15 protein-coding genes are annotated in these 15791 nt (G+C 39.4%); 9 read left to right on the top strand and 6 right to left on the bottom strand.

Annotated elements, in window-relative coordinates; all coding sequences use genetic code 11:
- Positions 1-41: 41 nt before the first annotated feature.
- The 3 genes from AWM76_RS09905 to AWM76_RS09895 are packed head-to-tail and all read right to left on the bottom strand — an operon-like array spanning position 42 to position 1896.
- Entirely contained in the window at positions 42-314 is a 273-nt protein-coding gene (locus AWM76_RS09905) for a DUF896 domain-containing protein (protein ID WP_003143241.1), read from the bottom strand.
- 23 nt (positions 315-337) lie between these two features.
- Entirely contained in the window at positions 338-955 is a 618-nt protein-coding gene (locus AWM76_RS09900; protein ID WP_003143239.1) for an alpha/beta hydrolase, read from the bottom strand.
- 14 nt (positions 956-969) lie between these two features.
- Entirely contained in the window at positions 970-1896 is a 927-nt protein-coding gene (locus AWM76_RS09895) for a VOC family protein (protein WP_003143237.1), read from the bottom strand.
- Between the two features lie 397 nt (positions 1897-2293).
- Between AWM76_RS09895 and AWM76_RS09890 the strand changes: the two genes are divergently transcribed.
- The 6 genes from AWM76_RS09890 (at position 2294) to AWM76_RS09865 (ending at position 7258) form a co-directional block, all read left to right on the top strand.
- Positions 2294-3727: an MFS transporter gene (locus AWM76_RS09890; RefSeq protein WP_039935918.1), complete on the top strand. Its 1434-nt coding sequence runs from the start codon at positions 2294-2296 to the stop codon at positions 3725-3727.
- Between the two features lie 341 nt (positions 3728-4068).
- A complete protein-coding gene (tsaB, locus tag AWM76_RS09885) occupies positions 4069-4827 on the top strand; it encodes a tRNA (adenosine(37)-N6)-threonylcarbamoyltransferase complex dimerization subunit type 1 TsaB (protein WP_003143233.1) in 759 nt (252 codons plus the stop codon).
- 40 nt (positions 4828-4867) lie between these two features.
- Positions 4868-5419: a ribosomal protein S18-alanine N-acetyltransferase gene (gene rimI / locus AWM76_RS09880; protein WP_235585503.1), complete on the top strand. Its 552-nt coding sequence runs from the start codon at positions 4868-4870 to the stop codon at positions 5417-5419.
- Positions 5420-5422: 3 nt separating this feature from the next.
- Positions 5423-5917 (top strand): ribosomal protein S18-alanine N-acetyltransferase, encoded by a 495-nt coding sequence (gene rimI, locus AWM76_RS09875; protein ID WP_003143230.1) that lies wholly within the window; start codon positions 5423-5425, stop codon positions 5915-5917.
- Between the two features lie 28 nt (positions 5918-5945).
- Entirely contained in the window at positions 5946-6956 is a 1011-nt protein-coding gene (gene tsaD / locus AWM76_RS09870; protein WP_003143229.1) for a tRNA (adenosine(37)-N6)-threonylcarbamoyltransferase complex transferase subunit TsaD, read from the top strand.
- An 83-nt stretch (positions 6957-7039) separates the two neighbouring features.
- The gene (locus AWM76_RS09865) at positions 7040-7258 is read left to right on the top strand and encodes a hypothetical protein (protein WP_003143228.1); all 219 of its coding nucleotides are present in this window, start codon (positions 7040-7042) and stop codon (positions 7256-7258) included.
- Positions 7259-7568: 310 nt separating this feature from the next.
- On the opposite strand, the gene AWM76_RS09860 is transcribed toward AWM76_RS09865, so the two are convergent.
- Positions 7569-8297 carry a tryptophan-rich sensory protein gene (locus tag AWM76_RS09860; RefSeq protein WP_003143227.1) on the bottom strand — a complete coding sequence of 243 codons (729 nt, stop codon included), beginning with the start codon at positions 8295-8297 and terminating at the stop codon, positions 7569-7571.
- 502 nt (positions 8298-8799) lie between these two features.
- Positions 8800-10071 carry a UV DNA damage repair endonuclease UvsE gene (uvsE, locus tag AWM76_RS09855; RefSeq protein WP_106427323.1) on the bottom strand — a complete coding sequence of 424 codons (1272 nt, stop codon included), beginning with the start codon at positions 10069-10071 and terminating at the stop codon, positions 8800-8802.
- Between the two features lie 446 nt (positions 10072-10517).
- On the opposite strand from uvsE, the gene AWM76_RS09850 reads away from it, so the two are divergent.
- The gene (locus AWM76_RS09850; RefSeq protein ID WP_003143225.1) at positions 10518-11258 is read left to right on the top strand and encodes an alpha/beta hydrolase; all 741 of its coding nucleotides are present in this window, start codon (positions 10518-10520) and stop codon (positions 11256-11258) included.
- Between the two features lie 81 nt (positions 11259-11339).
- Here AWM76_RS09850 and AWM76_RS09845 read toward each other — a convergent pair whose 3' ends face one another.
- Positions 11340-12440, bottom strand: coding sequence for a glycerol dehydrogenase (locus AWM76_RS09845; protein ID WP_003143224.1), 1101 nt, complete (start codon positions 12438-12440; stop codon positions 11340-11342).
- 357 nt (positions 12441-12797) lie between these two features.
- On the opposite strand from AWM76_RS09845, the gene AWM76_RS09840 reads away from it, so the two are divergent.
- Both AWM76_RS09840 and AWM76_RS09835 read left to right on the top strand, forming a co-directional pair.
- Positions 12798-13718, top strand: a complete 921-nt coding sequence (locus AWM76_RS09840) for a tRNA dihydrouridine synthase (RefSeq protein ID WP_050774129.1) — start codon at positions 12798-12800, stop codon at positions 13716-13718.
- 325 nt (positions 13719-14043) lie between these two features.
- Positions 14044-15735, top strand: a complete 1692-nt coding sequence (locus tag AWM76_RS09835) for an alpha-glucoside-specific PTS transporter subunit IIBC (protein ID WP_003143222.1) — start codon at positions 14044-14046, stop codon at positions 15733-15735.
- Positions 15736-15791 lie beyond the last annotated feature (56 nt).

Below are 15791 nucleotides of genomic sequence, written 5' to 3'. Positions count from 1 at the left end.
CCGGTTTGCTAGGTGATACCCATCTTTTTGATATTTAGCTTTTATTTATCTATATTTGTTGATTCTTCAGTCTTTGTTTCTTGTTTATCGGCTTGTTTTTTCTTGGCGTCGCGAACGGCTCGCGGTGTCACATCAGTACCCTCAGGGTCGATTACCCGCGTGTTTAAGATAATGTCATTGAAGGCTGAACGGAATTGTTTCAAGTAAACTTGGCGCAACTCTTTTTGTTCCACTAGTTCTTCTTCAGTGATCGTGCTAGCTTTTTTCTTAGCAGCTAGCTCGTTAATGCGTTTTAATAATTGATCAGAATCCATTGATTATCATTCCTTTTTTTGTATTAGCCAACAGCGGTAGCGTACCATCCTTTCGCTGCTTGTAACTCAGGCATAGATAAGGAATGGCCATAGTTTTCCCAGTGAAGGGTAACTGGGCTACCAGCTGATTCTAGGCTGGTTTTAAGTTCTTCACTTTCGCTTGGTGCACAGATTGGGTCGTTGAAACCAGCACCAATAAAGACAGGTGTATGGGTCAAGTTTGGCATCGTTTCATCTCTAAATGGTACCATAGGGTGGAGTAAAATCGCGCCCCTAAAAGGATTGTCATATAGGTATAAAACACCGCCAGCAATATTTGCGCCATTTGAGTAACCAATTGGCACTACTTTAGCTGGATCGAACCCTTTCTCTGCGGCCAAGGCTCCTATGAAATTATACAGGTCTTTAGCATGGTATTTCAAGTTTTCGATGTCTAAGTTGCCTTCACCGTGGCGTTTGAAGAAACGATTCATTGCTCCTTCAGGCTCGTTACCACGTAATGATAGGATGTTGGCCTTGGGATCGATGAATTGGGCAATGTCTAGTAGGTCGCGCTCAGTTCCGCCTGTACCGTGTAGAAGTAGTAGGGTGTTGGCTTCGGCTTGGTTTTCTCCTGCTTGATAAATATATTCGTAACTCATAGATGAACTCCTTTTTAGAAATCTAGGGGTGTCAATTTGGCTTTAATTTGGTCGATAATCGCCTCATGTTTGGCTGGGTAGAATAATTGGCTACCCAGTTCTTCAACCGTTTCGTTCCAAGTAAAACCGGGGCCAGCAGTCGCTAATTCAATCAAAATTCCACCGCGCTCGCGGAAGTATAAGGATTTGAAATAGTCACGGTTCTTGATATTGCTAGTGTGGTAACCACGTTGTTGGGCTACTTCTAGCCAATAGTTTAAGGCCTCTTCGTCCGCCACTTCAAAGGCAATGTGGTGAACTGTACCGATAGCCATTTTACCAAAAGAATCAGCAGTTTTTCGAATATCTAGCCATTCCTTCCGTTTGCCAGGTGCTTGTAGACGGATATATTGGTCGTCCTCGCCCACCTTATGCCAACCGAAAATTTGGTCGAACAATTCAATCGTATGGTCAGGGCGGTGACTATATAAAACCGCACCAGCAAAACCTTGAATAGCCGTCTCAGGCGTAATGTCGTCGACTGCGTAAGTATTAGCCTTGCCCCAATTCTTTTCAACCAGCTCAATATTCAAATGATGGAAATCTTTGACGAGAATTGTCTCATTGTCAAAACGGCTGCCACGGGAAAATTGAATGCCTTTGACTTCCAAGCGGTTAGCCCAGAAATCTAAACTACCAGCTGGAATAGCAAAAGAATTGGTCGCCAATTGACCGTCACCCAATTGACCAAGGCGGTCATTTTCCCAAGGGAAGAAGGTAATGATGGTCCCGGCGTCAGCTTCATTGTTACCGAAATATAGGTGGTAAGTGAAAGGGTCGTCGTAATTTAGTGTTTTCTTGACTAAACGAAGACCCAGGATGTCACGGTAAAATGTCAACACTTGGTTAGGGGCGCCAACAATAGCAGTGATATGGTGCAATTTTTCAATGATTTCAGTCACGGGAAGACCTCCTTAAAAATGGGGTTTTTGGTTAGGAACTTAAAAATTAATCATCATTTTTTAAACACTTATTTCTAATTCGAATTAACTTATAAAACGAGTATATCATCATTTCGAATTCGAATCAAGTGATGGAGATATCTTTTATATGATAACTTCAAGAATATAGGCAAATAATAGGTTTGTATTGCCCATCAATAAGTCTTTTTCTTTGAGTTTTATAAGCGTTTATTCAAACAGAAGAAAACTTCTTAAGTGATATACTTTATTGTATATATTAGTTTCTTGTGAAGGTTATGTAAAGTTGCAATATGTAATAAAATTATCAAATTTATTTGGTAAAATAGCCGTGTAACAATGTGCAGAAGGTAAATTTCGTAAACACAGGAGGAATAGCATGAGCAACTCGTACGAAAACTCGGCGACGATGGATGCAACTGATAAGCGCCCTTTTGGCTTCCGTGATATTATTGGTTACTTTTTTGGAGACTTTGGTTGTAATCTAAGTTATTCTGTTGTAACTTACTACCTTACAATTTTCTATGTATCTTACATTGGAATTGAAGCGACACACTTTGCTGCCTTAATGATTCTGATACGTGTATTTGATGCTGTGAATGATCCATTGGTTGGCTATTTCTCTGACCGGATTAAACCTTTTAAAGGTGACCGGTATAAACCATTCATTTTAGTTGGGGGTCCATTGCTAGCCATCATTTCAGCCTTTATGTACTTTGATACCTCATCAATGGGCTATGGTGTGCAGTTAGCTGTCTGTGCCATTTCTTATGTGGCTTGGGACTTTGCTTATACTTTAGTAAATATCCCTTATGGTACTTTAAACTCAGTAGTAACTGACTCATCTGAAGGTCGTACAAAACTTTCTACAGCACGTTCAATTGGTGCAGGGGTTGCCAAATTACCAGTAGCAATTATTCCGTTAATCATATATCAAGATAAAGTAGTCGACGGACAAGTCGTATCACAATTCCAAGGACAATTAATGTTCCCAGTAATGTTAGGTTTAGGGGTTGTCGCTTTAATCTCATTCTTCTTGTTATATGCAAATGTAGAAGAACGTGTACAGCCAGATATGGCACAAATCAAAAACCAACCGTCAATCTTCAAAACGTTCAAAACATTATTCTCAAACCGTGCCTTAATCGCCCAAATTATTGCCGGTACAGCACAAACAATCTTCATCTACTCAGCATCACAATTACACCAAATGACATTACAAGTTAAATACAACGATGGCTCATTATTCTCATGGTTCACCCTTATTGAAATTGCACCTTTAGTGATTGGGGTGTTATTGGTTACACCACTGGTACGTAAATTTGGTAAACGCCAAGTCATCATTGTACCTTTAATTGGTAGCTTGATAATCTATGGAACAATGTTATTATTCCCAGTGGAAAATGTTTACGTTTGGATTGGTTTGATGGCAGTCGCGAATATGTTTACATTCGGTTTCCAATTACTATCATGGGCAATGATTTCAGATGCAATTGACTACAACGAATGGAAACAAGGCTTCCGTTCAGACGGATCGTTATATTCTTCATATATCTTCTGTCGTAAAATCGGTACAGCATTCTCATCTGCAGCCGTACCGTTATTAATTGTATTCGCAGCCCCTTCATTAGAGTTGAATAATGCAGCAACTTGGACCGCATCAAATGTGAGTGCAATCTACAACATGTCAATCCTATTCCCATTGTTTGGATTTGGTTTGGTGTTTATTGCATACTTATTAGTATTTAACATCTCAAAAGAAGACTACCACGAAATGCAAAAAGACCTAGGTCATACAATTGACAATGGTTAAACCTTAAATATAAATAAAAATGAAAACAATTGACGGTCAAATAGGGTAAAAACTATAAGAACGTCAATTGTTTTTACATTTAAAAGGTAGAATTTGATATACTAAGAAAAAGGATGTGAGACAGGGCGTTTAGACAGGAGACGATGGAAGAATAGTGCCGTATCACACAAAGTGTGAAACAAACTATTCTGAAGCGGACACCTGTCTGCCCTGGCGAGCTCAACTAAAAAGGGTGCGAGATCTGACGTCAGTGTGCAAGAATCGAACTCGGCCAAGTGTGAAAAAAGGGTGCAAGTCTTAACGACTTTTCTCGCACCTCCAAATTTTAAAAAGGTGGTTTTATGAAAACTTTAGCAATTGATACATCAACTCAAGCTCTTAGTGTCGCCCTACGTGATGGGGACCAGGTTGTGACAGAAACGACCACCAATACCAAAATTAAACATTCAACCCAGTTGCTCCCCTTAATTGACAGTATGTTCAAATTAATCGGTTGGCAACCAAGTGACCTTGAAGGCATTGTTGTTACAGAGGGACCGGGCTCTTATACAGGATTGCGGATTGGGGTAACAGCAGCCAAAACCATGGCCAACACGCTAAACATTCCCTTGTTTACCTTACCAACCCTGATGGCGTTAGCGGGCAACGTACAAGCAACCAGTGGCCCAGCTTTAATCGTCCCATTCATCGATGCCAGAAGAAAGACGGCTTTTGCGACTGTTTACCTTAGAGAAGGCAACCGTTTTACGCCACTATTCACAACATTGCACGGCCAATTTTCCCAGTTTTTAGACCAGGTTGAGGCCTACTTAAAAGACAATCCGGACTTACAAAGCTTACCGCTGAATTTTGTCAGCCCTGATATTGAAGCCTTCCGCCAAGACATTGAAGCCAAATTTGGTGAAGAAGCCATTATTTTCCCAAGTGAATCAGGTTTGATCCATGCTGGCCACCTAGGTGCATTACCACTGAAACAAGTGGACGTTGATACCTTTATTCCGGATTATGCAAAATTATCAGAAGCTGAAGAAAACTGGGTCGCTCAAAATCCTGAGGAGGCTAAGGCAGATGAAGGCACGTACGTGGAGAGAACAAATTAAAGCATTTTTCAAAAATTTTAATCGACAGGTGTTGTTTACAATGAAACATTCATTAGTATCCGATTTAATATTAGACAAACAGTCAATTGCCTTACCAGATGGCCAATCCATTTTCTTTGTTATGCAAGATACCACCGTGATCCATCAGATGGTTGACGTCGAATACCGCGCCTATCACCAAGTCATGTCTTGGACAGCCCGGGACTTCCTGTATGATATGACCCAAAATCCTAATACCTATTACATCCAAGCCTTTTTAGGTGAAGAATTAGTAGGCTTTATTGGCTGTCGCCGTGACCGGACGGATGTCCATATTTCAAACTTAGTCGTAAATCCAGATTACCAATCTATCGGTATCGGGACTGCCTTATTGGACCGAGCTATCGACTGTGCTAAACAACTGGACCGAAATGCTATGACACTAGAGGTACGGGCATCAAACCATGGCGCACAACGTTTTTATCAACGTTTTGGATTTTACGAAAGTGATACCAAAGAGAACTATTACTCTGACAATGACGAAGATGCCTTCGAAATGCGGTTAGCTCCCCTAATTAATGTAGAGCAAATCGAAATCGTCGAAGGGGTGTAATCTGTGCAAATTGACCACCTAGACCACCATTGGGCCAAAGACCAAGACCCTAAAGCCTTAGGCAAAATAGCCACCGAAATCCACGTTGGCTTGCACCAAGCCTTCCAAGGGGACCTGTCTTGGACCGCAGAAGCCATTGGGAATAGCCTGGCTAATCCATACCATCACTTCTTTATTATGCGCGATCCAGCAAATTTAGAGATTGTTGGACTAGCGCATTTTCAATTGATTATTGATGAGGTAGAGCTCTTCAATATTGCCATATTGCCTGATTACCGTAGACAAGGACTTAGCTACCGGTTGCTTGAAGAGGCTTTGCTTTATTTTGCCCAAAATAAAGGTAAAATAGTGACCCTTGAAGTCCGGAGCCGTAATCAAGCAGCGCGACAACTATACGAAAAACTAGCCTTCAAACAAATTGCTAGTCGTCCCAACTATTATCCTGTAGACTTAGACGACGCTATTATTTATCAACGAAATTTAGTGGATAAAATCTGAAAAAAAAACTGAAAGGAGCCATTTTGCTATGGCAACAATACTAGCAATCGAATCTTCTTGTGATGAAACATCCGCTGCCATCGTCCAGAACGGGACAGACATGCTGTCCAACGTTGTCGCAAGTCAAATAAAAAGTCATATGCGGTTTGGCGGTGTCGTGCCTGAAATCGCCAGCCGTCATCATGTAGAACAAATTACTCAAATCATCGACCTAGCTATGACTGAAGGTAACGCGACCTGGGAAGATGTGGACGCTGTCGCAGTAACCCAAGGACCCGGCCTAGTCGGTTCATTATTAATTGGGGTTACGGCAGCAAAAGCTTTAGCCTTTGCTCATCAAAAACCTTTAATCGGGGTTAATCATATGGCTGGTCATATATACGCCAATCAACTGATTTCACCAATGGTTTATCCATTGTTGGCTTTAGTTGTATCCGGTGGTCATACTGAACTAGTTATTATGCGCGGAGAAAATGATTTTGAAACAATTGGTGATACGCGTGATGATGCTGTAGGAGAAGCTTACGATAAAATCGGCCGTGTCATCGGGGTGCCTTATCCAGGTGGGAAAATCATTGACCAGATGGCTCATGAAGGGGAAGATGTTTATCAATATCCGCGAGCTATGAAGGGGGAAGATACATTAGATTTTTCTTTTTCAGGCTTAAAGTCTGCTGTAATCAACCATATGCATAATGCCAAACAAAAGAATGAAACGGTTGATATGAACAATGTCGCAGCTTCATTCCAAGCAGCAGCACTTGATCAATTAGTGGGTCGGACAATTTCTGCCTTAAACCAATATCCAGAAATCAACCACTTACTAGTTGCAGGCGGTGTAGCAGCCAACAAAGGTTTACGTAGCCAATTAACAGCAGCAGTTGAAGGATTAGATCGTCCAGTCACCTTACATTTCCCGCCATTAAGCCTTTGCGGTGACAATGCGGCGATGATAGGTGCTGCAGCAGAGTCTTTATACCGAACACAGCAATTTGCTTCTTTAGCGTTAGACGCTAAACCAGGTATGAGCTTGTCATAGGTAGAATATTTTGAAGCGAGGTAAGTTTTCTTTATAATAGTATACAATTTATAATCGAGTGAGAAAGAGAAGGCGGTGGGGTAATGTTTAATAGAAGAAAAATGAATGCGCAAGATAAACATGGAGACCGAAATCGCCTAGAACAACTTTCTGCTAGGCAACGACAAAGAGAGCGGTTTAAAGAACAACCTGATCGGATTCGTGATAATCCTAGGGATACTTTCGTTGACATTATTATCTTTCTTTTGATTATTGCTGTAATAACAGGATTGGTCTTTTTATACTGGGCCTTTAGTCTTTAGGAAGCGACTATATTTTTTCTAAGATGATTAAATGAAAAGCACAGAAATGTGCTTTTTTTCGTTAAAACCTTGTAGGGAAGGGGATAAAAAGGGCATATATTGTAAATGTGAAATGTTTCACTTGTAAATCACCCTAGCTAGCAATTACAATTTAACCATGCCTAGCTATACTTGCATCCGGTTTATACTAGGTGTATCGTTTGTTGTTGGGATGCACAAAAAAAGGTTAGCCAGGTCCATCTGCTAACCGCGAATACTTTTTGTCTCAGCTCTCTAAGCGTGCACTTAGGGAGCTTTTTTATTTAAGTTATTATTTGCTTAAGTACTGTTTCATCAATAGACTGGCACTAGCCAACTGTGCAATGATACAGATGATAAGGATAACCGCTAAAGAAACGTAGTTAAACTGGTTTTCTATTAAAATCGCTACATAACTCCAAATGAATACTAATGGAAAGGCAATGTCTTTGTATCTAAAGGTGATGTAACCCATTAATAGACTAGCTACTACTAGCATGATATTGGTCCAAGATAACTCAGAAAGTCCAATGAAAGAATTAATGCCGGCACCGATAAACCAGGTGAAGATATTGACAATTGTTGCAACAGTTACCCAAGCAAAGTAAATAGAGAATGGTAAACGATCAAGCCAGTGTCGGCTATCTATATCCGATAATCTTGTATATATGGTGACTAAGTTGATGAGTAATAAAGCAATAATGATTGTAGAAACAAGCAACCATTCTTGGGTAAAGGTAATAATCCAAAAACCGTTCAGAAAGAAATTGATAACAGGCAGAAAAGTTAATCTATCTACTACTGGTTGCGCTTTTTGACGATTAAAGAATAAGCGAATGATCCAAATAAAAGTGAGTATGTAGATGATTCCCCAAATGGAGAAAGCGTAGCCGGCAGGTTGAATGAGTGCAGGGTCTTGATTTGCGACAATCCCAACGTTAGTGGCAGACCAGTAATTTAGAAAAATCATTACAGCAAATGCGATGAGATAAATTACGGGCCATTGGGTATATTTTTTCATGAATATCTTCCTTTCAATTTAGTTTCTATAGTAATGTTGCAACAATTGATGATGAGGAGGATTTTATACCATCATCCAACATGACTTCATCGGCAGTAATTTTTCTGAGGAGAGTATAATCGCTACACCGGCACCTGGAGGGCTGCTTGACCCAGCAAAGTATAAATTGTTGCCCTTTTTTTCTTTAAAGGTAGCCTAAAGTGATTACTTTGCCCCAAAGAAGATCCTAAGCCAAAAGTCGCTCCATGGTTTACATTAAATTTACTTTTGAAATCTTCCGGTGTGTAGCGTGTTTTCCTTCAATTATAATTTCTGAAACTTCTGAAGATATGATCATCATTTTTGGATTGGGGCATCTTACCAACTGGTTAATCATTTTTCTCATGGATATCTACTTAATGGCTTGCGGGTCGTAATCGGCTAGCGGATATACCGCCCATATCTGACCCAACTACCATTACATGTTTTGCCATATTTATTATCATCTTCCTATCTTAAGTAGTTATTTGAATGGCTTGAAGTAAATACTGTCAGCTAAATATGGATTTGGGTACTTTTTCAGTAATTGATTCAAGTATCGACGGAATTGTGTAATCGATATTTCTTGGTTTTGTAGTTTTTCTTGATTGCGTTTAAACTTACCACGCTCAGTATCGGTGGCTTGGTTTTTAAAGTATCCCCAAATATGTTGTCCAGCATTTATTTCATTACCAATATCTTCTGGTAAGTTTTCAGCAGTTTCAAGATATTGGATAAAGGCTTCAAAATCAGTGTGCTCTTTATCTTTTAAAAGGTTTCTAATGGCTTGATAAATATTTAAAGACTTTGCCATCACGTCATATTTATAACGTGCCCATAACTTTTCGGCGGCCCCAATATCTTGGTCAAGATATAATTGGATTTTTTCTGCAGACCGATTTTTATCTTTTACTTCTAACATGATATCAATAGGGCCACTTAATTCATTTTGAATGAAATGGATAAATGGATCAAGTGCGGTCGTTCTAGTATGCGCACCCGGTTTTTTACCTAATGCTTGTTGGCTATAGTGTATAACCTGTCTACCATCATTAGTAGTCCAAGTTTGACCAGCTAATTCAATATAGGTTTTCATGCTACGGCTATTTTCGGGTTTTAATATATTGAAATGTAGGTTATCAAATACAACAGGTAAGTGAGTGAGTTGACTAATATACAAGACATCTTCAATATTAAATAAGCGTTCATCATTTTCGATGATTAAATGACGACGAATCTTACTAGAAAGGCTATTAGCTACTTGAATAAACCGTTGAATTGCGGCGTCTTTATCGCCATACACACCACCAATATGAATCACCATTTTATTACTTTGATCACCGCCCAATAACGCCAACAAATCGGCATGATAATCCAAATCAGCAATTGCGCGCTCTACTACATCCTCCTTTGGTGAATTTAGCACAGTATATTGACCAGGGTGAAAGGATATGCGGATGTCTAAATTCTTTATGAGCTTCTTTAGTGCATCGAATTCATCTTGAAAATATACCTGCCAGTTTAAATCAACCTCATCTTTATCCTTAGTCGCAAAAGGAATTAAATCACTTGATAACCGTAACATTTGAATGTTGTGGTCTGCAGTGTAAATCAACATTTGTTTAAGTGTTTCTAAATTCCAGCTAATTAACTCAATCCATTTTTCATTAGTTAAATTAGCAAAACGACAAGTTTTAAACCCTCGATCTAAGTCTAGGTTCAAGCAGGCGTAACCAACCTTTATTGTTGAATTCATCATATGACCTTCTTTCTCATAATGTCCTGGTAGTTTGGTGAGCTTGTTGAATTAATTGTGTTGTTTTAAAATTCATAAACTTATCAATCGATAAGTTTCGTTTAGTATAAAACTAATAAAAGTAATTAACAATACCTGTTTCAGCTTTTTTGCCTTATAATGAAATGGACTATTTAAAAGGAATGGCTTCATTATGAGAAAAAGATTCGACAATCATGCAAGGAATTATTGCAGTTGCACGCGTAAAATTTATGTTAATTCCAATCATTTAGTAGCCGATTAACCGAAGAAGTCAATCCTAATTCAATTGCTGGTTAGTATTTTATGACAATTGTGCCTTATATTTTCCCGGATGTGGAGAAAATCATGTAATGGATTTAAGTAAAGTCTTTCTGCTATTTCTACACGGTGTATTAAAGTAAGTATCAATAAGGAGTTGTGCGACTATGTATGAACAATTTGCTTTTCATTTTCCATTTAAGGATGTGGATAAACAAGTCCACATGTATTTACCAGATCGTTTGTCAGAAAGTAAACAACGCTATCCTGTTCTTTACATGTTTGATGGGCATAACTTATTCTTTGACGAGATGGCAACTTATGGAAAATCTTGGGATTTATTGGATTTTCTGGATACCTACAATAAAGAGCTGATTGTTGTAGGCGTTGAGTGTAGCCATGAAGACGGTGAACGTCTCCGTGAATATTGTCCTTATTCAGTAGATACAGCACATTTTGGTCAAATTGATGGTTATGGAGATCATTTCATGGATTGGCTAGTTAATGAACTAAAACCATTTATTGATGATAACTATCCAACTATTGCGGGGCGTGAGGGCACAGCAATTGCTGGTTCCTCTATGGGTGGCTTAATGGCTTATTATGGTGGAGTTGTTCATAATGAGACTTTTTCTAAAGTTGCCGCATTATCACCAGCTTTTGGTTTTTGTTTTGATGAATTAGTGGCTGAATTGGGACGCCAATCTATCGACCAAGACACTCGATTATACTTGTCCTTTGGTGACCAAGAAGTGAATCAAGATCGCTTAGAGCAGGCTGGTTATCTTGAGCAAGCATTCTTAGATCGTGGTGGTGAAACTTATATGCATTTAGCAGCAGGGGGGGACCACTCAGAAGCTACATGGGCAGCACAAAACCACCTATACATGGACTTCTTATGGCATTAAATCATCTTTTTAAGTTACATGTAAAAAAACGACTGAGTATATCTCAGTCGCTTTCAATTTTGGAATTGGTCATTTTTATGCTTATTTGCGGCCGGTTACGTATGCATCTACAGCAATCAAGGCATCTGCAACGTCTTCAGCTGTGACGATATATGGCATGTTGTGAATTGTTTCCCCTTCAATTGTGGCCTGTTTACCCACGCGAATCAAGGCATCACGGTCTTCAGGATCCAAGTGTAATTCTTTTAGGGTAGTAGGTAAGTTTAAAGCTTGATACAGGTCGATGTAAGCATCAATCTCTTCAGTTGGACGATTTTCCATAAAGAGTTGTGTTAGCGTACCATAAGCAACTTTTTCACCGTGGGTTAGGTGATGAATGTCACCTTCTAAAGCTGTGAAACCATTATGGATAGCGTGGGCAGCTGCAAGACCACCAGATTCAAAGCCCAGTCCACTAAGAAGTGTGTTGGCTTCAATAACATTCTCAACTGCTGGTGTGACTACATGTTTTTCAACGGATTTAAAAGCTTTAACTCCGTCAGCGAACAAGACTTCCTTGCTCTTGTCTCCAATCGCTTGAGCAGCTAAAGTTGTTTTCCCACCGGCCATGGTATCGTGGTTACCAGTCATAGTTGGTCGCATTTCAACTGCAGTTGCCAGTGCATCAGCGATTCCTGAAGCGAAGAAACGAGCTGGTGCTTGCGCAATAATTTGACTATCTAATAGGACTAGATCGGGATTCTTCTTGTAGAATCGGTATTTCTCAAAGGCGCCTTCCTCAGAGTAAATAACAGATAGCGCAGAAGTTGGTGCATCTGTAGAAGCAACGGTTGGTAAAATAGCCACTGGTGACTGTAGGTCATCTGCAATGGCTTTCCCTGCATCAATAGCTTTCCCACCACCTAGTGCTAAAACAAGATTTACATCATTGTCTTGACCAATTTTCGTTACGCGATCAATCTCTGCAGTAGAAGCTTCACCTTGGAAAGGCTCACGGATAATGGTCATGCCAGCTGCCGTCAATGAGTCATTTAGGGTTTCCCCAACAATTTCCCAAACAACATCATCTGCTAGTAGTAAGGCCTTATCACCTAACTTTTGAATGTAGTCTACAGCTACTTGACTTGTTAAAATATTTTTACCTTGAACATAATGTGCCGGACTTGCAAATACCCTAACCATAATAAACCTCCTAGTTTATGTCACAAAATTCACAATAGAAACCGCATATATAAAAGTAGGAAAATTGTTATCCCTATTTACATGTGAATTATATCACAGACAAAAAGAAAAGGGTAATATTTCAGGTTAAGTTTTGAGAGAATAAAATGTAATGATGATATAAGATATTTTGCTTCCAATTGTGGTTCAGATTTGAGATAATGTAACGCTGTAAGCAAAAATTCTAGAGTAAGTAAAAAAGCGAATCGCTTTTTTATTTTGTATTCAATATATAAGAAAAAGAGAAAGGAATTTATTGTGGAAGAAAAGAAAAACTTTTGGCAAGAATTGCCACGACCATTTTTTATTTTAGCGCCAATGGAAGATGTAACAGATACTGTTTTTCGTCATGTAGTTCAAAAAGCAGCTAAACCAGATGTTTATTTTACAGAATTTACCAATTCAGAATCATATGTACATCCAAAAGGTCGCGATTCATTAAATTCACGATTACTATTCACAGAAGATGAAAAGCCTATCGTAGCGCATATCTGGGGAGACAATCCTGATCATTTTGCGGCAATGGCTAAAGGGATGAATGAAATGGGCTATGCTGGTTTAGATATTAACATGGGATGCCCAGCACCTAACGTGTTTAAACACGGCCGAGGATCAGGGTTAATCCTCCGTCCAGATGTAGCGGTTGAATTAATTCAAGCAGCTAAAGAAGGTGGCCTACCCGTTTCAGTGAAAACAAGACTTGGTCATCAAAATACAGAAGAATATAAAGAATGGCTTAGTCTACTATTAAAACAAGATATTGCCAACTTATCGATTCATTTACGAACCAAGACTGAAATGTCTAAAGTAGACGCCCACTGGGAATTGATTCCAGAAATCAAAAAACTACGCGACGAAATAGCACCACAAACCTTATTAACCATTAACGGTGATATTCCAAATCGTCAAGTCGGTCAAGAATTAGTGGATAAATATGGTGTTGACGGCGTCATGATTGGTCGTGGAATTTTCCATAACCCGTTCGCCTTTGAAGAAGAAGCGCGAGACCACACACCAAAAGAATTGTTAGACCTATTCAGATACCACCTAGATTTGTTCGACGAGAATGCTGCCAAAGACGGTCGTCCATATAAACCATTACGTCGTTTCTTTAAAATCTACATCCGCTCATTCCGTGGTGCCAACGACTTACGTATTGGCCTAATGGAAACTGAATCAACGGAAGAAGCACGCGCATTGCTAGATGAATTTGAAGAGAAATACTTAGCAGAAGCGTAGTCTAATCTTTCGCTACTTCTTTCTTAGTGTCTTGTCTCGCACCCTTAAGTCGGGTTCGCCCCTCCAAAAAACCTGTGTTTCAGTTGATTTAAATGTAAGTAGGGTTAAGATAACCATTTACTTATAGTGTAAATTGATAACTATTTAACCTTCACAAGATCGTATCGCTATACGGTCTTTTTTTTGGGTCAATTTCCTTTCTTTGGAACTGGGTGCGGGTTAGAAAACTTGTCTCAATAAATGTGTAAGCGTTTGCATATAGAAAAAAGCAATGCTAAGATGACAGTATTGGAAGCAATATTCAACAAAAAGGAGTGAAGAAATTATGATGGCGAAATTACAACGGTTTGGGGGCGCAATGTTTGTGCCGGTGCTGTTATTCTCGTTCGCGGGTATTATATTATCCTTCTCGATTCTTTTCCAAAATGAATTGATTATGGGTAGTATCGCATCCGAGGGCAGTCTTTGGCGAAATATCTGGTCGATTTTAGAATCTGGTGGTTGGACAGTATTTAATCAAATTGAATTGCTATTTGTAATTGGTTTACCTATTGGGTTAGCAACAAAAGCGGCTGGTCGTGCCAGCTTGGAGTCATTTATTGTTTACATGACTTTTCAAAGTTTCCTGGCTAAAATCCTTGAAATTTGGGGGACGAACTTTGGGGTTGATTATACCGCAGAACCAGGTGGTGTCAGTGGGTTAAAACTGATTGGTAGTGTAAAAACATTGGATACCAATATTATTGGTGCCATTGCCGTAGCGGCTATTGTTGTTTGGCTACACAACCGGTACTTTGATACTAAACTACCAGACTGGTTGGGTGTTTTCCAAGGGTCAACATTCGTTTATATCTTAGGATTCTTTATCATGTTACCATTAGCCTTCCTAACAGCTTGGGGTTGGCCAGCGGTTCAAGGTGGTATTGCAACATTACAGGGTTGGTTGGCGAGTTCAGGTGCCTTCGGTGTATTCGCATATGTATTCTTAGAACGTATTTTAATTCCAACAGGACTGCATCATTTTGTATACCAACCATTTGTCTATGGCCCTGCAGTGATTGAAGGTGGAATAGAACGTGCTTGGTTGGATCAATTAAATGTGATTGCTTCAAATCCAGCACCTTTACGTGAACAGTTCCCAGAAGGCGCTTTTGGGTTGCATAATATGTCAAAAATTTTCGCACCGATTGGTATTTCAGCAGCTTTCTATGCGACAGCGAAAAAAGAAAAACGCCAAGAAGTATTATCTCTACTATTGCCAACAGCTTTCACAGCGATTATGGCTGGGATTACAGAACCGTTTGAATTTACTTTTCTATTTATCGCGCCACAACTATTCTTTATCCATGCCTTACTTGCAGCTTCACTCGCAACAACTATGTACTTATTCGGACTTGCAGGAGATATAGGTTCTGGTCTAATTGCAGTTGTTTCTAAATTTATTATTCCAATGTGGTCTAATCATTTTGGTGCAATTATCACTTGGCTAGTGATTGGTTTAATCTTCTCTGGTATTTACTTTGTGATTTTCAGCTTGATGATTAATAAATTTGATTTGAAAACACCTGGACGTGAAGATGATGAAGCAGAAGTGAAAATGTACACTAAACAAGATTATAAAGATAAGAAGAAACAAGAAGCAGCTGGGTTTGATCCGAATGATACTAGCCAGGATCCTTCAGAATCAAAAGCAAGTAATAAAGCTATTTCAAGTTATGCTGAAGAGGCTGCAAATGATCCTAGTCGTGGACGTTTCGCGGTAACTGCATCTAACTATGTTGACTTGTTAGGCGGTCCAGAAAATATTACTGACGTTAACAACTGTGCCTCTAGGTTGAGGTTAACAGTTAAAGACCCAAATGCATTAGCCACTGATAAAGAATTTAAAGCAAACGGTGCGCATGGGGTGGTACGTAAGGGTCAAGCGATTCAAGTGATTATTGGACTAGATGTCCCACAAGTTCGTGATGAAGTGGACGTTGAAATTGCTAAACGGACAGGTAAAGCGAAAAACTAAGGAACAATTTCCGTAAGTTGGAACAAGTGCATAAATGCTGAAATGCGAACAGAAGG

Origin of the sequence: Aerococcus viridans, assembly GCF_001543285.1 — a bacterium.
Classification (GTDB): domain Bacteria; phylum Bacillota; class Bacilli; order Lactobacillales; family Aerococcaceae; genus Aerococcus; species Aerococcus viridans.
This window is presented reverse-complemented; position numbering and strand designations above follow the sequence as displayed.